Origin of the sequence: Actinomadura parmotrematis (assembly GCF_019458805.1) — a bacterium.
Taxonomy (GTDB): Bacteria; Actinomycetota; Actinomycetes; order Streptosporangiales; family Streptosporangiaceae; genus Spirillospora; species Spirillospora parmotrematis.
Window position 1 is genome coordinate 145,167 of the sequence record NZ_JAIBOA010000012.1, and the last position, 17,714, is coordinate 162,880.

18 protein-coding genes are annotated in these 17,714 nt (G+C 73.9%); 6 read left to right on the plus strand and 12 right to left on the minus strand.

The features are described from left to right. Positions 1–27 precede the first annotated feature (27 nt). Both K1Y72_RS19845 and K1Y72_RS19850 read left to right on the plus strand, forming a co-directional pair. A complete protein-coding gene (locus tag K1Y72_RS19845) occupies positions 28–903 on the plus strand; it encodes a hypothetical protein (RefSeq protein WP_220167879.1) in 876 nt (291 codons plus the stop codon). Positions 904–907: 4 nt separating this feature from the next. Beyond that, on the plus strand, positions 908–1,243 hold the full coding sequence (locus tag K1Y72_RS19850) for a hypothetical protein (protein WP_220167880.1): 336 nt from the start codon (positions 908–910) through the stop codon (positions 1,241–1,243). A gap of 164 nt (positions 1,244–1,407) precedes the next feature. On the opposite strand, the gene K1Y72_RS19855 is transcribed toward K1Y72_RS19850, so the two are convergent. The 6 genes from K1Y72_RS19855 to K1Y72_RS19880 form a co-directional block, all read right to left on the minus strand. Then, positions 1,408–2,289 (minus strand): glycosyltransferase family 2 protein, encoded by an 882-nt coding sequence (locus K1Y72_RS19855; RefSeq protein ID WP_220167881.1) that lies wholly within the window; start codon positions 2,287–2,289, stop codon positions 1,408–1,410. Beyond that, positions 2,289–3,149 carry a CDP-alcohol phosphatidyltransferase family protein gene (locus K1Y72_RS19860; protein ID WP_258572901.1) on the minus strand — a complete coding sequence of 287 codons (861 nt, stop codon included), beginning with the start codon at positions 3,147–3,149 and terminating at the stop codon, positions 2,289–2,291. The genes K1Y72_RS19855 and K1Y72_RS19860 overlap by 1 nt, the downstream gene beginning before the upstream one ends. Continuing rightward, positions 3,139–4,212 carry an iron-containing alcohol dehydrogenase family protein gene (locus tag K1Y72_RS19865; RefSeq protein WP_220167883.1) on the minus strand — a complete coding sequence of 358 codons (1,074 nt, stop codon included), beginning with the start codon at positions 4,210–4,212 and terminating at the stop codon, positions 3,139–3,141. The genes K1Y72_RS19860 and K1Y72_RS19865 overlap by 11 nt, the downstream gene beginning before the upstream one ends. Positions 4,213–4,282: 70 nt before the next feature. Then, complete coding sequence (locus K1Y72_RS19870) at positions 4,283–5,017, minus strand: phosphocholine cytidylyltransferase family protein (protein WP_220167884.1); 735 nt, start codon at positions 5,015–5,017, stop codon at positions 4,283–4,285. Then, on the minus strand, positions 5,014–5,658 hold the full coding sequence (locus K1Y72_RS19875; protein WP_220167885.1) for a DUF5941 domain-containing protein: 645 nt from the start codon (positions 5,656–5,658) through the stop codon (positions 5,014–5,016). Before K1Y72_RS19875 ends, K1Y72_RS19870 begins: the two co-directional genes overlap by 4 nt. Beyond that, a complete protein-coding gene (locus K1Y72_RS19880; protein WP_220167886.1) occupies positions 5,655–7,184 on the minus strand; it encodes a CDP-alcohol phosphatidyltransferase family protein in 1,530 nt (509 codons plus the stop codon). Before K1Y72_RS19880 ends, K1Y72_RS19875 begins: the two co-directional genes overlap by 4 nt. 99 nt (positions 7,185–7,283) lie before the next feature. On the opposite strand from K1Y72_RS19880, the gene ispD reads away from it, so the two are divergent. Together ispD and K1Y72_RS19890 are read left to right on the plus strand one after the other, a co-directional pair. Further along, positions 7,284–7,991 (plus strand): 2-C-methyl-D-erythritol 4-phosphate cytidylyltransferase, encoded by a 708-nt coding sequence (ispD, locus tag K1Y72_RS19885; RefSeq protein ID WP_220167887.1) that lies wholly within the window; start codon positions 7,284–7,286, stop codon positions 7,989–7,991. Beyond that, on the plus strand, positions 7,988–8,749 hold the full coding sequence (locus K1Y72_RS19890) for a glycerophosphodiester phosphodiesterase (protein ID WP_220167888.1): 762 nt from the start codon (positions 7,988–7,990) through the stop codon (positions 8,747–8,749). Before ispD ends, K1Y72_RS19890 begins: the two co-directional genes overlap by 4 nt. Positions 8,750–8,852: 103 nt before the next feature. On the opposite strand, the gene K1Y72_RS19895 is transcribed toward K1Y72_RS19890, so the two are convergent. Together K1Y72_RS19895 and K1Y72_RS19900 are read right to left on the minus strand one after the other, a co-directional pair. After that, positions 8,853–9,494 carry a hypothetical protein gene (locus K1Y72_RS19895; RefSeq protein WP_220167889.1) on the minus strand — a complete coding sequence of 214 codons (642 nt, stop codon included), beginning with the start codon at positions 9,492–9,494 and terminating at the stop codon, positions 8,853–8,855. A gap of 70 nt (positions 9,495–9,564) precedes the next feature. Beyond that, positions 9,565–10,629, minus strand: a complete 1,065-nt coding sequence (locus K1Y72_RS19900; protein WP_220167890.1) for a glycosyltransferase family 2 protein — start codon at positions 10,627–10,629, stop codon at positions 9,565–9,567. A gap of 225 nt (positions 10,630–10,854) precedes the next feature. Between K1Y72_RS19900 and K1Y72_RS19905 the strand changes: the two genes are divergently transcribed. Then, complete coding sequence (locus K1Y72_RS19905) at positions 10,855–12,528, plus strand: LCP family protein (protein ID WP_220167891.1); 1,674 nt, start codon at positions 10,855–10,857, stop codon at positions 12,526–12,528. A 212-nt stretch (positions 12,529–12,740) separates the two neighbouring features. On the opposite strand, the gene K1Y72_RS19910 is transcribed toward K1Y72_RS19905, so the two are convergent. The 3 genes from K1Y72_RS19910 to K1Y72_RS19920 form a co-directional block, all read right to left on the minus strand. After that, positions 12,741–12,983: a hypothetical protein gene (locus K1Y72_RS19910; RefSeq protein WP_220167892.1), complete on the minus strand. Its 243-nt coding sequence runs from the start codon at positions 12,981–12,983 to the stop codon at positions 12,741–12,743. Positions 12,984–13,186: 203 nt separating this feature from the next. Further along, entirely contained in the window at positions 13,187–14,053 is an 867-nt protein-coding gene (locus tag K1Y72_RS19915; protein ID WP_220167893.1) for a helix-turn-helix transcriptional regulator, read from the minus strand. Positions 14,054–14,540: 487 nt separating this feature from the next. Next, complete coding sequence (locus tag K1Y72_RS19920) at positions 14,541–15,173, minus strand: TetR family transcriptional regulator (RefSeq protein ID WP_220167894.1); 633 nt, start codon at positions 15,171–15,173, stop codon at positions 14,541–14,543. A gap of 96 nt (positions 15,174–15,269) precedes the next feature. Here K1Y72_RS19920 and K1Y72_RS19925 point away from each other — a divergent pair, with 96 nt between their 5' ends. Continuing rightward, positions 15,270–16,520: an acyltransferase family protein gene (locus K1Y72_RS19925; protein ID WP_258572905.1), complete on the plus strand. Its 1,251-nt coding sequence runs from the start codon at positions 15,270–15,272 to the stop codon at positions 16,518–16,520. On the opposite strand, the gene K1Y72_RS19930 is transcribed toward K1Y72_RS19925, so the two are convergent. Then, positions 16,513–17,682: an acyl-CoA dehydrogenase family protein gene (locus K1Y72_RS19930; protein WP_220167895.1), complete on the minus strand. Its 1,170-nt coding sequence runs from the start codon at positions 17,680–17,682 to the stop codon at positions 16,513–16,515. The genes K1Y72_RS19925 and K1Y72_RS19930 overlap by 8 nt on opposite strands. Positions 17,683–17,714 lie beyond the last annotated feature (32 nt).

Sequence of the window (17,714 nt, forward strand, 5' to 3'; positions counted from 1 at the left end):
CTTTCCGCCACTCCTAGTGTCCATCTCATGCCTGCAAGCCGTGAACACGAGGCGATCGCCGACCTCTTCCGCTGGAATCCCCATCTGGCCGCGGAGATCCTTGACGTCCTGCCCGGCGTGGACCTCCCCGAGTACCTGGAGGCGTGCGAGAGCTCGGAGTCGCACACCGACGCCCACGTCAGCGAGTTCAAGAGCGACTCGACCGTCCTGCTGAAGGACGCCGACGGGAACCCGCGCTGCGGCGTCATCGTGGAGGTCCAGCTCTCGCCGCCCCGCACCAAGCGGTGGACGTGGCCGGTGTACCTGTCGCTGTTCCGCGCCCGCAACAAGTGCCCGGTCGTCCTGCTGGTGATCGCCCCCGACCCGTCCATCGCCGCCGCCTGCGCCCACCCGATCATCACCGGCCACCCGAAGTACGTCCTGATCCCGATCGTCGTCGGCCCCGACCGCATCCCCGTCGTGACCGACCCCGCCGAGATCGTCGCCGACCCCGCCATGTCCGTCCTCTCCGCCGCCTTCCACGCCACCGGTCCCCACGGCCCGGACATCCTGGAAGGCTTGGCCGAAGGCGCCCAGCTCCTTCAGCAGCAGGCCCCCGACGAGGGGGAAAGGTACATTGACAGTGTTCTCGCGGTTCTGCCTCGGGCACTCAGAGACTCGATGGAGAAGAAGATGGCGATGACCGGCCGGTACGAGTACAAGAGCGACCTCCTGCGCAACAACTTCGCCAAGGGCGAGCAGAAGGGGAAGATCGAGAGCACCATCACCGTGCTGGAAGCCCGCGGCTTCAGTGTGGACGACGACACCCGCGAACGGGTCCTCTCCTGCGGGGACGCCGCCGAGGCCGACCGACTTCTCACCCGCGCCGCCATCATCGAGTCCCTCGACGAGCTCTTCGAGTAGCTGTATGGCGTCGCGCGAGTACCGGTACAAGAGCGAGTTCGCCGAGCGGCACTTCGCGATGGGCTACGCCAAGGGTTTCGCGAAAGGTTGGGCCAGGTCCTGCGCTGGAGAGTTCATGCGGAGCCGGACCGATGGCCCGGCTGTGTACTCGGCCAGGGAACTGGTGGAGGACCTGGCCGAGGGGCTGGCGGAAGGCACGATCGAACTTCTGGAATACCGCCGCTTCACAGTGGACGGCGGTATCCGCATGCGCATCGGTTCCCGCAAGAACGTCGCCGATGCGCGCCGGATGCTCGACCGGGCGGCCCTTGTCGCGTCGCCCGAGGAGCTCTTCGACTGACGGAAGTCGCAAAGGCCCGCGGCCCGGCCACCCGCACCGACCACCCGGTCACTACATGTTGAGATGCGGCGTGTTGCCCACTTTGAAGATCGAAAGTGGGCAACACGCCGCATCTCAACGAGTGGTGACCGGGTGGTCGGGGGAAGCGAGAGGTCGGGGCGGCGTCAGATGATCGGGGGGCGGCCGGTGCGGGTCATGCGCCAGGCGGTCTTCCAGGAGATGGGACGGCGGGGGCCCGCCGGCTTGCGCCAGCCTTCGAGGAAGCCCTTGAACCAGGGCTTCAGGGCCCTCACGCTGCGCTCGCGCAGCAGGGTCATGCCGACCCAGACGCCGAGGTAGGCGAAGGCGAGGGGCCAGGGCAGGTTGCGGCGGGCCAGCCAGACGCGGTTGCGGGCGTTGTAGCGGTAGAACATCTCGTGCCGCGTCGGCAGCACCGCCGGGTGGAACATGACGGCCGAGGCGTCGTAGACGATGCGGTAGCCGGCGTTGAGGACCTGCCAGGCGAGGTCGGTCTCCTCGTGCGCGTAGAAGAAGTCCTCGGGCAGGCCGCCGCCCGCGTCCCAGGCGGCGCGGCGGACGGCGCAGGCGCCGCCGAGGAAGGTGGTGACCTCCGAGGAGCGCTCGGGGTCGCCGGCGCGGAGGCGCGGGACGTGGCGGCGCTCGCCCCGGCCGCCCTCGGGGTCGCGGACGCGGAACGAGACGATCCCGAGGTCGGGCTCGGCGGAGAACCGGTCGCGCAGGTGGGCGCCGAGGCGCGGCGAGCGGTACCAGCCGTCGTCGTCGAGGAACAGCACGACGTCGCCGGACGACGCCGCCACCCCCCGGTTGCGGCCCGCCGGGATGCCGACGTTGGTCGGCAGCCGCAGGATCTTGACGCGCTCGTCGTCGAACGGCGCCCGCCCGGCGCGGTCGCCGGCGGGGTCGGCGCCGTTGCCGACGAGGACGACCTCGACGTCGACGTGCTCCTGCTCCAGCGCGCTGTCGATCGCCCGGGCGAGCTCCTTCGGCCGGTTCCCCATGGTGAGGACGACGACGGACAGTTTCATTACTTCAGTCTCCGGGAGGCGAGGATGCTGACCAGGTGCAGCAGGGTCTGCAGCAGGGCGACCGCGGCGACGGCGACGGTGAGGCCGCGCAGGAACACCGGCGTGTCCGCGCCGAGGACGGTGTCCAGGGCGGCGGCCGCGAGGATGAGCAGCGACAGCTCGACGGCCCCGATGATCCGGTGCAGCTTCAGCATCGACGCGGCCTGCCGGGCGAGCGCGATGCGGGTGGAGCGGGGGCGGAGCGCCCGGTCGCCGCCGGTCGGGTCGGCGGTCAGGCCGGACTTGGCGCGGGCCACCACGACGTTGTCGGTCTCGGCCTTGATCAGCGCGGCGCCGAGGGCGGCGAGCAGGCCGAGCTCGACGTACCCGCCGTTCGACCAGCCGCCCTGCGCGGCGAAGCCGAGCCCGGCGAGCAGCGCGACCTCCGACAGGTAGTGGCCGATGCGGTCCAGGAACACGCCCGCGACCGACGTCTGCCGCAGGTAGCGGGCGACCTCGCCGTCGATGCAGTCGAGCAGCAGGTAGAGCTGGATGAGGACGGCGCCGCCGAGCGCCGTCCAGACCTGCGCGCCGACCGCGACGGGCAGCGACACGACGGCGCCCGCGGCGACGCCGCTCAGCATCATCAGATAGGTGAGCTGGTTGGGGGAGAACCCGAGCCGCAGCGCCAGCCACGAGAAGTAGGGCGACAGGCTCCGCATGTAGAGCCGCCCGGCCCAGTGCTCCTCGTTGCGCCGGTCCTTCAGGCCGGGGGGCTGCCCGTACCGGCGGACGTCGGCGACGCCGGCCTGGCGGCGCGAGGGCCGCAGGTCGTCGCCGGCCCGGATGCCGCCGCCGGGGGGCGGGGCCTCAGCCTCCATGGGCTTGGACATACTGGTGCACCGCCTTGTGCGTCGCGGCCTCGTCGAGCCCGAGATGTTCCAAGATCGTATAGCGCCCGGGACGGGTGCGCGGCGCGTACTGGACGGCCGCGGCGAACTGCTCGGCGGTCAGCCCCACGTGCTCGGGCAGCCAGGGCAGGCCGTGCCGGTCCAGGCACGCGATGATCTCGGCCAGCCGCTCCGCGCCGTCCCCGAGATGGGTGGCGCGGAGGTGGTAACAGAATGCCGCACCGATGCCCGCCAGCTCGCCGTGATTGGCGGTTCCGGGGTAGAGCTGGTCGATGGCGTGCAGGATCTCGTGGTCGCCGCCGGACGCCGGCCGCGAGTCCCCGGCGAACGACATCGCCATCCCGGACAGGACGAGGCCCTCGGCGAGGACGGTGAGGAACCGGTCGGACTCGATCGACCCCGGCTGGTGCAGCAGCGCCTCGGCGGCGGTGCGCGCCACCGTGAGCGCCATCCGGTCGATCTTCTCGCCGCACTCCTCGCCGGCGAGGAGCCAGTCGTCGACGGCGGAGAAGTTGCTGACGACGTCGCCGACGCCGGCGCGCACCAGCTCGGGCGGCGCGGCCCGCACGTAGTCGAGGTCGACGACCATCGCGAGCGGCATGACGACGCCGAACGAGCCCTTGCCCTTGTCGTGGGTGAGGGACGCGACCGGCGAGCAGATGCCGTCGTGGGACAGGTTCGTCGCGACCGACACCATCGGGATGCCCGACAGCGTCGCGGCGTACTTGGTGGCGTCGATGGTGCGGCCGCCGCCGATGCCGACGACGGCCTCGTACGAGCCGGCGCGCAGCGACGAGCCCAGGGAGACGGCGGCGTCGACGGTGCCGCCGTCCACCTGGAACACCTCGCACTCGGTCAGCGAGGCGCGGACGTGCTCGGCGATCTGGTCGCCCTGGCCCGGCCCGACCGCGATCGCGACGCGGCCCTCGGTGGCGATGCGCCGGTCGGCGAGCAGGTTGCCGAGGTCGGCGACGGCGCCGCGGCGGACGTCGATGGACAGCGGGGCGTTGAGCATCCGCGTGAGCAGGGGCATGGGCCTTCCTTCGAGCTTCGTCGGCCGGCGTGCTCCCGGGCAGGGAGACCGATCGGGGAATCGGTCGGGATCAGTAGGTGACGGCGATCTCGCGCGCCTTGGCGAGGTCGTCGTGGTTGTCGACCTCGACCCAGGCGACGTCGCCGATCGGCGCGACGCCGATCTTGAAGCCGCGGCGGACGAGCTCCTGGTAGCCGTCCTCGTAGTACTGGTCGGGGTCGGCCTCGAACGTCGCCTTGAGGGCGTCGGCGAGCTTCTCGCCGGCGGCGGGCTCCAGCAGCGTCGCGCCGATGTACTCGCCGGCGGCGTCGGCCGGGTCCATCAGCTTGGTGATGCGCTCGACGTGCCCGTCCGCGTCGAGGATGACCTTCATCTCCTCGTCGGCGAGCTTCTTGACGTCGTCGACGGCGAGGACGATGTCGGCCTTGCCGCGCGCCGCGAGCAGCGTCTTCTCGACGCTGACGGGGTGGACGGTGTCGCCGTTCACCATGAGGACGCCCTTGGCGAAGTGCTCGCGGGCGAGCCACATGGAGTAGGCGTTGTTCCACTCCTCGGCCTTGTCGTTGTGGACGAGGGTGATCGTGACGCCGTAGCGCGCCTCCAGGTCGGCCTTGCGGGCCTCGACGGCCTCGGCGCGGTAGCCGACGACGATGACGACGTCGGTGAGGCCGACCTCGGCGAGGTTGGCGAGGGCGATGTCCAGGATGGCGGTCTCCCCGTCCACCGGGACGAGCGCCTTCGGCAGCGTGTCGGTGTACGGACGCAGTCTCCGGCCGGCTCCCGCCGCCAGCACCATCCCGATCATGTGTTCCCATCCTCCAGATCGACCATCACGCCGCTGCCGCGGCTCGTCCTCGACCACGTCGAGACGCTCTCGCCCGCGAACAGGACGCCGAGGTAGACGGCGAGCGAAGCGTACGCGAACGCCAGGAGCCCGGAGAGGCCGAGGAAGGCCACGATGAGCATCCGGCCGTCCCAGCCGAGGCCCGCGCGGAAGATCCACTCCGGCGGCCACAGGCCCTGCCGGGCGCGGTACACGGTGTCGTAATGGTGGTACGCCAGGACCGCGATGAGCACATAGATCAGCGGTGCCGGCACGCCCTGCGCGAACCCCAGTACAGCGAGGTAACCATACTCGATCGCGCGAATGAAGGGTGGGACAAGCCAGTCCAAACGCCCGTTATGGGGATGTCCTGCTGCCGGGCCGGTGAGGAGCAGCGCCACGGCGGGCGCGAACAGCGCGGGCGTCTGCTGGTCCCCGACGCCGCTGCAGAGCAGCACGGCGGTGACGGCGAGGGCGACGGCGGCGCCGGGCAGCGGCGGGATGTGGCCGCGGGCGAGGGAGCCGAGCGTCCGGCTGATCGGCCCGTCGTCGCGGTAGGCGAGCAGCGCCTCCGACGCGGCGGGGGCGACGGCGGGGGCGCGGTCGCGCGGGGCGGTGGTCATCGGGGCAGGGTCCTCAGCACTCGTCCGGTCAGGGTGTAGGCGCCGCCGACGGCGCCCCAGGCGAGCAGCGCGACGAAGGTGACGCGGGCGTCGAACAGCGCCGCGGTGATCGAGATCAGCGCGAACCGCTCGCCGATCGGGAAGACGACCATCTTCTTGAGCCAGTGCAGGGCCCGCACCCGGCTCGTCGCGGCCGACAGGCGGGCGACGGCGCCGCCGCGCCCGGCGGCCGGGGCGGTCTCCGCCCGCGCGGCCGCCCCGTCGCCGGCGACGCCCAGCGGGACCCCGGCGGGCGCGGCGGCCGCGGCCCGCGCCGGCCGCACCCCGAACGAGAAGTCGATCATGTGCCGGACGGTCTGCAGGCAGAGCGCGGCGACGGCGAGCGGCCAGACGTCCCCGCCGTCCACGCCGCTGCCGGCCGCCGCCGCGGTGGACCCGACGGCGAGCCCGGCGAAGACGGTGTACTCCTTGGCCCGGTCGAACACCGCGTCCAGCCAGGCCCCGAGGACGCTGAACTGGCGGGTGTAGCGGGCGAGCTGCCCGTCCACGCAGTCGAAGACGAACGACAGGTAGAACAGCGCGGCTCCGGCGACCATGCCGGTGCGGGTGCCGGCCGCGAACCAGACGGCGGCGATCACGGCGAGGCCCATCGACAGGCAGGTCACCGTGTTGGGGCTGAGGCCGCGCCAGGCCGCGAGCCGCACCAGGTAGGGCGACCAGCTGCTCACCGCGAAGGTGGTGAAGAAGCCGTCGTTGCTCTTCACCGCCGCCTTCAGCCGGACGGCGCGCTCGTCGACGCCGTCCACCGCCGCCGACGCGGCCTGCGCGGCGGGCTCGTCGTCGGCGCGCAGGCACGGCAGCCCGCCGGCGTCGAGGGCGGTGACCGGGACGCCCGCGCGCACGAGTCCGACGAGCAGCAGCGCCAGCGGGTCGGGCTCTCCCTCGCCGGCCGGCTCGGGCAGCGCGCCCGGCGCCTCCAGCAGGCCGGCGAGCCGCTCGGCGGTCTCGGCGAGCGTCTCGAAGCGCGGCCGACCGACCCGCAGCACGCCGGGGAAGGCCGCGTCCGGGCCGGTGACCTGGTGGAAGGCCGACCCGGCGGACACGACCGTCCCGCGTGCGCGGCGGACCGGCGCCGCGCCCGCCCCCGCGTCGGCGGCGGTGACGGCGGTGACGGTGGTGCGGGCGTCGCGGACGAGGCGGGCGAGCAGCTCGCCGCCGGTCGCGAGGTCGCCCGGGAGCAGGAGGAGGGGGCCGCGGGTGAGCCGGGCCAGCCGGGCGATCTCGCGCAGGTCGGCGGCCGGGTCCGCGCACTCGATCACGTCGTGCCCGTCCTTGCGGAGCAGCGGCGCGTGCTCGGGACGGGTGACGATGTGGCGGTCCGGTACGTTGAGGGCCGTGAGGCGGCGGCAGAGGCGGGTGAGCAGGGTGGGCGGGTCGTCGCCCGGCGCGCCGGGCAGCACCGCCGCAGGACCGGGCTCGGGTCCGCCCCGGGCGGTCCCGGTCGCGATGATTACCGCTACGGTCATCGGCGCCTCCCCGGCGTCGGGTCAGGGATTCTGAACACAATGACTGCAAAGAGTAGCGGCTCGGACACGTTGCGCAGCGGCAACGAGGGGGGCGCACCCATGCGGACGGTCGCGGTGGTGCTGGCCGGCGGGATCGGCCAGCGGGTCGGCGCGGGCCGGCCGAAGCAGCTCGTCGAGGTCGGCGGGCGGCCGATCCTCGCGCACGCCGTCGAGGCGTTCGACGCGCATCCCGGCGTGGACGCCGTCGTGGTCGTGATGGCCGCCGGGCACCTGCGCGCGGCCGCCGCGATCGCCGCCCCGTTCGGCAAGGTCGCCGCCGTCATCGAGGGCGGCGACACCCGCACCGCGTCCACCGTCGCGGCCCTGCGGGCGCTGGACGGCGAGGCCGGCGACGCCCGCGTGCTGTTCCACGACGCGGCCCGCCCCTTCGTGGACGCCGCGGTGATCGGCCGGGTGCTGGACGCGCTCACCGGCGCGGAGGCCGTCGCGGTCGGGCTGCCGTCGGCCGACACGATCGTGGAGGTCCGCGACGGCGTGGTCGTCGCGATGCCGCCGCGCGACTCCCTCGCCCGCTTCCAGACGCCGCAGGGGTTCCGGCTCGGCACGCTGCGCCGCGCCTACGAGCTGGCCCTCGCCGACCCCGCCCTGCGCGCCACCGACGACTGCGGCATCGTGCACCGCTACCTGCCGGACGTGCCGATCCGCGTGGTCGCGGGCAGCGAGCGCAACCTCAAGGTGACCCACCCCCTGGACGTCGTGGTGGCCGAGCACCTGGCCGCCGCCCCCGAGCACCCGGAGCACGCATGATCTTCCAGCGCCCGCCCGCCGTGATCGGGCACCGCGGCCTCGGCGCGGGCGAGCTCCGGCCCGCCGGCGCGGACGCCCCGGTCGCCGAGAACACCGTCGCGTCGATCCTCGCCGCCGTCGCGGCGGGCGCGTCCTGGGTCGAGATCGACGTCACCCGCACCGCCGACGACGAGCTGGTGCTGCGGCACGACCCGACGGGCCCGGACGGCGCGTTCCTCATCGACCGCCCCGCCGCCGCGACCGGCCTCCCCCGGCTCGCCGACGTGCTGGCCGCGCTGCCGCCGGAGGTCCGGCTCGACATCGACGTCAAGACCATCGCCGAGGACGCGGTGGACGCCCCGTCGCGGCGCACCGGCGCGCTGCTGAAGCCGCTGCTGGAGCGCGAGGCGCGGCGGCGCGAGCTGCTCGTCACCTCGTTCGACCCGGCGCTGCTCGCCCAGCTCCGCGCGGAGCTGCCGCAGGTGCCGGTCGGGCTGCTGACGTGGCTGCGCCACCCGCTCTGGCACGGGCTGCCGACGGCGGCGGGGCTCGGCTTCCAGGCGCTCGGCGTGCACACCGGCTCCTGCGGGTTCGAGCACCCCGACTCGCGGCTCCGCCCGCTCGGCTTCTACGTCGACACCGCGCACAAGGCGGGCCTGGAGTTCCTCGTCTGGTGCCCGTCCGCCGAGGCGGCCCCCGCCTACGCCGCCGCGGGCGCCGACGCCCTCGTCGTCAACGACGTCCCCGGCGTCCTGTCCGCCCTCGCCCCCACCCCCTGACCGGCTGGTCACCCAACGTCGAGATGCGGCGTGTTGGCCCCTGGGAGCGCTCCCAGGGGCCAACACGCCGCATCTCGACGGGCGATGACCGGGTGGTCGGGGGTCAGCGCTGGTCCTCGCCGCCGAACATGCGGGTCCACTCGCCGCCCTCGGCGGGCTGGTCGCGGCCGGAGAGCGGGGGCGGGGCGTTGCGCGGGCCGGCGCCGCCGTAGCCGGGCGGCAGCGGCCCGGCCGAGGGCGGCGAGGACGGCTGCGGGGACGCGGCGTGCCGCGGTCCGATCGGCTCCATGCCGGCCAGCGGGTTCACGTCGTCCAGGTCGTCGCGGCGGCGGCCCCGCCACCGCGACGGCGCCAGCGACGCGACCAGCAGGATCAGCCCGAACGCGAGCAGCAGGCCGAGGCCGCCGAGCGAGGTGTAGCCGACGTCGAACCTGTGCGGCAGCTTGCCGCCCGTCCAGTCCACCGCCTTGCGCAGGTCCCACGCCCACAGCCCGCCGGCGGCGGTGAAGGCGAGGCCCGGGACCAGCGAGGCGAGCGGCGAGATGCGGGTCCCGACGAGCAGCGCGATGAGGACGGCGGCCCCGCCGAGCAGCGCGTAGGGCAGCCAGCGGTCGTCCCACGTGGCGCGGAAGCTCTGCAGCACGTAGTTCGCCTGGTAGGTGCCGTAGAACAGCGCCGCCGCGAGGGCGGGCGTGGCGACGACCCCGGCCAGCAGGCCGAGACCGTGTCGTGCGCCGTTGGACATGTGCGGCCTCCTTCTGGGGCGAATCTAGCCCCCGGACCGCACGGACCGCCGTCCGATTCGACCTTTTTAATCAGGATTTCGCCGGGGTGGGCTGTCCGAGCCGCGGCGGGCTGGTGAGGAAGCCGACGCCCCACGACACGTGCATCGTCGCGAACACCAGCGGCAGCCGCACCCACGCCGCGAGCGGCAGCCCGCGCCCCTCGACCGCCGCGCCGGCGACCATCGCGAGGGCGTAGCCGCCGGGCAGCAGCCAGCCCGGCCAGAACCCGAACAGGCCCGCGACGACGCCCGCCGCCATCGCGACGACCGCGATCGGCGGCGCCAGGTAGCGCAGGTTCAGCGTGCCCTGGTGCTCGCGCCCGACGACGCGGCGCCACCGGCCGGTGTGGAAGTACTGCTTGGCGAGCGCCCGCAGGTTCGGGCGGGGCCGGTAGGTGACGCGCATCCGCGGCGTGAAGAAGATCCGCCCGCCGGTCTGCCGGATGCGGTGGTTCATCTCCCAGTCCTGCGCGCGCACGAACGTCTCGTCGTAGTAGCCGACGCGCTCCAGCGCGCTCCGCCGGAACGTGCCGAGGTAGACCGTCTCGACCTCGCCGGCCTCGCCGCCGGTGTGGAAGCGGGCGTTGCCGACGCCGAGCTTGGACGTCATCGCGCGCGCGACGGCCTGCTCGAACGGGCTGACGCCCTCGGCCGCCATGATCCCGCCGACGTTGTCGGCGCCGGTCGACTCCATCGTCTCGACGGCGGCCCGCACGTAGTCGGCGGGCAGCAGCGAGTGGCCGTCCACCCGCACGATGATCGAGTACTGGGACGCCTTGATCGCGATGTTGAGGCCCTGCGGGGTGCGCCCCGTCGGGTTCGGCCGCACCACGATGCGCGGATCCCCGGCGGCGAGGCGGGCGGCGATCTCCTCGGTGCGGTCCTTGGACGGCCCCACGGAGAGGACCAGTTCGAGCTCGCCCGGGTAGTCCTGGGTGAGGATGCTGCCGACGGCGTCGGTGAGGTGCCGCTCCTCGTTCAGCACCGGCATGATGACCGAGACGGCGGGCCAGGTGCGGTCCGCGGTCGGCTGCTGCTCGGTGGGCTGGTCGGCGGCGGGCTGCTGGGCACGCTGGGCGTGGGGAGACGGGTTCATCGCTCACGGGCGGCTCCGACCTGCGGCGGAGCGGGGCCCACTGTCCTTTCTGGCTCGCAGTCCGGACCCGGCCCGGTGGCCGGTCGCCGGGCCCGGGGTCAAGACGGCGCCACGTTACTGCAAGGACACGAACGCCCGGTAGCGAACGGTCCGGGGTCGTCCACTTTAGAGTGGTGGAAACTCGCGACAGAAGCACCGGAACGTTACGGGGGAGGCGGCGGCCGCATGGCAGACGGGTACGGCTCGGGACGCGACGGCGCGGGGCGCGGCCGCGGGGACTCCGGCGACGAGCCGATGGAGCGCTACTTCCGTCCCCGCCCCGGCGCGGCGACCCCCGGCGACTCCGGCGAGCAGGCCATCGACGGGGTGCGGGTGGAGGGCGCCGCCGCGCCGCGCGTGCCCGTCGAGTCGCGCGGCCCGCGCCGTCCCGGCCCCTCGCTCAGCCCGCGCGCGGCGCTGTCGGCGCGCCGCCAGCGCCGCTTCCTCATGGTCACCGGCGGCGTGTCGGCGTTCGTGCTGCTCACCTCGGGCGGCGCGTGGGCGTTCCAGAACTACGTCGCGGGCGCCATCGGCAAGGTCGGGGTGAACGGCCTCAGCGGGTCCGACGGCCCGAAGGGCGCGATGACGATCCTCGTCGCCGGCGTCGACCGGCGCGAGGGCCTCACCCGCGCGCAGCAGCGCGCCGCGCACCTCGGCCACGACGCCGGCGAGCGGTCCGACACGATGATGCTGCTGCACGTGTCGCGCGACCACGACCGGGTGTCGGTGGTGAACCTGCCGCGCGACTCCTACGTGACGATCCCCTCGCACAAGTCGAACGGGTCCGAGGGCGCGAAGGGGTCGTTCGTCCCGAGCCGCCCCGGCAAGCTCACCTGGGCGTACCAGTTCGGCGGCCCCGACCTCACCGTCGAGACCATCAAGCAGGCGACGAACGTGTCGATCGACCACTACGTCGAGGTCAACTTCTACGGCTTCGTGAACATGGTGGACGCGCTCGGCGGCGTGCAGATCTGCACCGAGCAGGCGATCGACGACCCCAAGAGCGGGCTGCGGCTGCCCGCCGGCAAGTCCAAGGTCGACGGGCTGAAGGCGCTCGCCTACGCGCGGGCCCGCTACACCCTCGGCGACGGCACCGACCTCGGCCGCATCGACCGCCAGCAGGCGTTCATGGCGGCGCTGATGAAGCAGGCGCTGTCGTCCAACACCTTCGGCGACCCGGTGAAGTCCACCCGGTTCATGAACGCGGTGCTGAAGGCGCTGCGCGTCGACAAGGACCTCGCGGGCAACCTGCCGAAGCTCGCCGACCAGATGAAGCACCTGTCGACCGACAGCGTCACCTTCGCCAAGGTGCCGCTGTCCAACCCCGGCTACAACGTCGTCATGTGGAACGCGTCCGCGCCGCAGTCCACCGTGCAGTGGGACCGCGGGGCGGCCGCCGACCTGTTCTCCCGGTTCCGCCACGACGAGCCGCTGTCCGGGGAGAAGGAGGCGTCCGCGACGCCGTCCGCGTCCGCGTCGGCCGACGCGCCGACGGTCGCGCCTGCGGAGATCCAGGTGCGGGTGCTGAACGCCGTCGGCACCCGCGGCCTCGCCGGCCGGGCGGGCGACGACCTGGCGGGCGTCGGCTTCCGCGTCACCGTCGTGCCGGGCGTGGCGCGCCGCGGCCTCGCCACCACCCTGATCCAGTACGGGCCGGGGCGGGCCGACTCGGCGAAGACGCTGGCGGCGGCGATCCCGGGCGCCAGGCTGAAGAAGGTCGCCGCGCTCGGCGACCACGTGCAGGTCCTCGTCGGCAAGGACTGGGACGGCGCCACGAAGGTGAAGGTGGCGGGCGCGCCGTCGGCGGCGGCGTCCCCGGCGGTGCAGACGGGGACGGCCACCCAGAAGCTCTGCAAGTGACGGCGCACTAGGCGGCGGGTGTTCGCGGCGCGGCCGTCCGCTCCGTTGCGGACGGCCGCGCCCGAGCACCCCCCTCCTGGCAGGTCGTGGACCTGTGCCGCCGGAGCCGGGCAGGGTCACCGGCGGCACAGGCCGTCCAGGGGCGGGCCGGGGCCCGCGGGCGGCGCCGCCGGGCGGGCGCGCCGCACCCGGCGGGGGTGGTTCCCGGGACGTCAGCCGATGACGTGCAGCGCGCCGATCACCTCGGGCCAGCGGGCGTTGGCCACCGCGGCGCGGGTCGCCGGCGACTCCTCGACGATCTCCCGCCCGCGCACCCGCCGGATCCGGCGGATCCAGCGGAGCCCGCCGCCCGACAGGAGCTGGTACTGCACGGTGCGGCGCGGCGACGTCTCGGCGATGATGCGGGCGTCGGCGGCGGGACCGCGCACCGTGCGCCACTGGATGGTCTCAGTCACGACTCGTCCGTTCAGATCTTCAGGGGCAGGGGTCGGGGACGCCCCGGCGCTGGACGGGCGGCGGGAGCGCGGTGGTGCGGGTGCGGGGTGCTCGGGGTCGGGGTCGGCGGGGTGGACGCGCGGGCCGGGAGCCGGGCCGTGGTTCCGCGGCTCCCGGCCCGCGCCGCTTTTCCCCTCGGGGGTCCGCTCCTCGGGCGGCCCGGCTAGCGGGCGGGGGCGAGGCCGCCCGGCCGGGTGGCCCAGTTCGCGAGCAGGCGCAGGGAGTCGGCCGCCGGGCTGCCCGGCGGCACGGTGTGGATGCAGAGCGTCTGGTCGGGGTCGGTGGGGAAGGTCAGCGACTCGCACGGCAGCGTGATCTCGCCGACCACCGGGTGCCGGTAGACGCGGAGGCCGCCGGTGAAGTTCGCGACCTCGTGGCCCGCCCAGAGCCGGCCGAAGTCCTCGCTCTTCACCGACAGCTCGCCGATGAGGTCGGTGAGCAGCGGGTCGCCCGGGTGGCGGCCGGCCTCCAGCCGGAGCGCGGTCACGGTGATCCAGGCGACCTCGTCCCAGTTGCCGAGCAGGCTGCGCGCGTAGCCGTCCAGGAAGACGAACCGGGCGACGTTGCGGTCGCGGCGCGGCAGCGCCTCCCAGTCGACGAGCAGCGCGCGGGCCAGCACGTTGGCGGCGAGCACGTCGGTGCGGCGCCCGAGGATCAGCGCCGGCGCGACGTCGTCCACCGTCTCCAGCAGCCGGTAGAGGCCCTCGCGGACCCGCTGCGGCGGCTCGACCGGAGCGCCGTCGCGGCGGCGGGCGGGGCGCGCGATGCGGAAGAGGTACTCGCGCTCGGCGCCGTCCAGCCGGAGCGCGGCGGCGACGGCGTCGAGCACCTCCTCCGAGACGGTGCGGTTGCGGCCCTGCTCCAGCCGGACGTAGTAGTCGGCGCTGATGCCGGCGAGCTTCGCCAGCTCCTCGCGCCGCAGGCCGGGGACGCGCCGCCCGGTCCCGCCGGGGTCGATCCCGGCCGTCTCCGGGCTGAGCCGGGCGCGCCTGCTGCGGAGGAACTCCCCGATCTCAGATGGAGTGGTCATGGTCACAACTATCCACCCCCGGAAGGGTGCAGAACGGCCGCAAGGTGGGTCCACTGCACCCACGCCAAACGGTGTATCGGAAGGAGGAAGAAGAATAAAAGGTGCACTGAAAGTTATTCAGGGACGCCCGCAACAAGCGAGCCCCGTTCGGCCATCCCCACCCCGCCCACCGCACCACCACCCCATCACACACCGCCGCCAGATCCGCCGCACCCACCGGCACCCCGACCGCACCCGGCGAGCGCCCCGCCGTCCCCGCCCCCAGCCCCGCAGCACCCACCGAACCCCCCACCCGTCGGCCAGCATTCACCGGCGACGGCAGTCGAGCGGCGCCCGCCCCGTTCCCACCACCCATGACCAGCCGGTCACTCAAAGTCGAGATGCGGCGTGTTGACCTCCTTCGATCTTCAAAGCGCGCAACACGCCGCATCTCAACGAGGAGCGACCGCCTGGTCATGGCCGGCGGCGGGACGGCGGGCAGGGCCGCTCAGGCCGTCGGGTCTGTGGGGGTCGTCGTGTCCGCCAGGGCGGCGAAGGCGCGCTCGACCAGGGCCGCCAGGTCGGCGTCCGGGTGGCGGCCCCAGATGCGGGCGGCGGCGAGCAGAGCGGCCGCACCGGCGCCGACGGCGACGGCCGGGTGGGGATCGCGGTCGCCGTCGACGCCGAGGCGGGCGGCGACGATCGCGATGGACTCCTCCTCGGCGGCGGTGCCGATGCGGCGCAGCGCGGCGGCGAGGGCGGGCTCGCTGAAGGCGAGCTCCAGCAGCTCGCGGGCGCCCTCGCGGCGGTTCCAGCCCGGCTCGTCGGGGTCGGCCAGCCAGGCGCGCAGCGCCCCGAGGTAGGCGGCGACGGGCGGCTCGCCCGGCGGGCGGGCGGCCAGCGCGGCGTTGATCCGGTCGAAGTCGGCGCGCAGCGGGTCCAGGACCGCGTCCTCCTTCGAGCCGAAGTACCGGCTGAAGGTGCGCCGCGACACGTCCGCGCGCTCGGCGACGTCCTCGACGGCGACGGCGGCGACGCCGCGCTCCCGCGCCAGTTCGAGCGCCGCCCGCGCCATGGCGGCGCGCGTCTCGCGCGCCTTGCGCCCGCGGCGCCCGGTGGTGCCGGAACGCTCGCTGCTCACACCGCCATTCTATGAACAATGTCCCACTGCGCCAAAAAGGCCGCGAACGTGCGCGGGACGCTCCGCCTCCCCCGGACTCTCGTATCCTGCTCCCCCATGACCACCAGGACGCTCGCGCCGCCCCGCGACGAGGGCGGCGCCCGGCCGGCGGCGGGCGGCCCGTCCCGGCTCGCCTGGCTGGACGCCCTGCGCGGCGTGGCCGCGCTCGTCGTGGCGCTGCACCACGCCACCTATGATTACCTGCCCGGACCCCGCGCCGCCCTGCTCGCCTGGTTCGATCCCGGTACCTACGGCGTCATGGTCTTCTTCCTGGTGAGCGGCTACATCGTCCCGGCGTCGCTGGAGCGCGGCGGCGACGTCCGCCGCTTCTGGATCGGCCGGCTGTTCCGCATCTACCCGCTGTGGCTGGTGGCGTGCGGGGCGGCGGTCGCGCTCATGGCGGCGGGCCTCTACCGCGAGCGCGGCGGGCCGGGCCCGGCGGTCGCGGTCCTCGCTCACGTCACGATGATGCAGGACCTGCTGGCCGTCCCGAGCGTCCTCAACGTGCTGTGGACGCTGTCCTACGAGATGGCGTTCTACCTGCTGGTCGTCGCGCTGTTCACGGCGGGCCTGCACCGGCGCTCGGCGCACCACGCGCTGCTGTTCGCGGCGGGCGCGCTCGTCCTCGGGGGCCTGCCGCCCGCGCTGCTGTCGGTGCGGGCCGGGGTGGGCGCGGTGGCGGTGGGGGCGGCCGCGCTGACGGCGGCCGCGATCGTCCTGGCGGCGCGCGGGCACCGGCTCGGCGGGCTGCTCGGCGCGGTCCCCGCGTTGCTGCTGGTCGTGCTGAACGGCCGGGTCGGCGCGGCCGAGGGCCTCACCATCCTCGCCGTCATGTTCGCCGGGACGGCGGTGTACCGGATCGAGCGCGGCGAGCTCGCGCCGCGTCCGGCGCTGCTCGGGCTCGGCGCCGTCCTGGTGACGGCGCTGGTCGCCGCCGCCGTCCATCTGGACGCGGCCGCGCGGAGCTGGTCGCTGGCGCTCGCGGCGGCCGCCGCCACCTTCGGGCTCGGCCTGCTGGCCCGCCGCCTCCCGATGCCGCGCGCCCTCGTCGCCCTCGGCGTGATCAGCTACTCGGTGTACCTGCTGCACCCGGTCCTGCTCGCGATCTTCCGCGTGCTGCTCGGCGGCAACGGCCCGGACCGCCCCGACCGCGGCAGCGTCCCGCTCCTGCTCCTGTTCACCGCCGTCCTCCTCGCCCTGAGCTGGACGACGCAGCGCTACGTCGAGGCCCCCATGCAACGCCTCGGCAAGCGCCTGGCCCGCCCCGGACGGCGCGCGTCCGGGGCGGCGGCGGGGCGGCCTACTTGAGGAGCTGGCGGGCCATGACCATGCGCTGGATCTGGTTGGTGCCCTCGTAGATCTGCGTGATCTTGGCGTCGCGCATCATGCGCTCGACCGGGAACTCGCGGGTGTAGCCGTAGCCGCCGAGGAGCTGGACGGCGTCGGTGGTGACGTCCATCGCCACGTCGGAGGCGAGCGTCTTGCAGGCCGACGACACGAAGGTCAGGTCCGGCACCTTCTCGCCGAGGAACGCCCGCTCGGACTTGATCGCGGCGTGGTAGGTGAGCTGCCGGGCGCCCTCCAGCCGCATCGCCATGTCGGCGATCATGAACTGGACGCCCTGGAAGTCGGCGATCGCCTTGCCGAACTGCCTGCGCTCCTTGACGTACCCGATCGCGTAGTCGAGCGCGCCCTGCGCGATGCCGAGGGCCTGCGCGGCGATGGTGATGCGGGTGTGGTCCAGGGTGGCGAGCGCCGTCTTGAACCCGGTGCCCTCGGCGCCGATGATGCGGTCGGCCGGGATGCGCACGTCCTCCATGATGACGGTGCGGGTCGGCGAGCCCTTGATGCCGAGCTTGCGCTCCTTCTCGCCGAACGACACGCCCGCGTCGGCCTTCTCCACCACGAACGCGGAGATGCCGCGGGCGCCCGCCGACGGGTCGGTCACGGCCATCACCGTGTAGTACTCCGACACGCCCGCGTTGGTGATCCACATCTTGGTGCCGTTCAGCACCCAGGAGTCGCCGTCCCTGACGGCGCGGGTCTTCATGCCGCCCGCGTCCGAGCCCGCCTCGGCCTCCGACAGCGCGTAGGAGAACATGGCGTCGCCCGAGGCCACCCGGGTCAGATACTTTTTCTTCAGCTCCTCGGAGCCGGACAGCAGCACCGGCACCGTGCCGAGCTTGTTGACCGCCGGGATCAGCGACGAGGAGGCGCACGCGCGCGCGACCTCCTCGATGACGATCACGGTGGCCAGGGCGTCGGCCCCGGCACCGCCGTAGGACTCGGGGACGTGCACGGCGTGCAGGTCGTTCTGCCGCAGCGCGTCCAGGGCCTCCTGCGGGAAGCGGGACTCCTCGTCGACCGCCGCGGCGAACGGGGCGATCTTGGCATCGGCGAGCTCGCGCACCGTCTGCCGCAGGAGCTCGTGCTCCTCCGACGGGGCGTACGTGGGAAAGTCGGCACTCATAGCGCGAATGCTACCCGCCAGTACGGATCGGC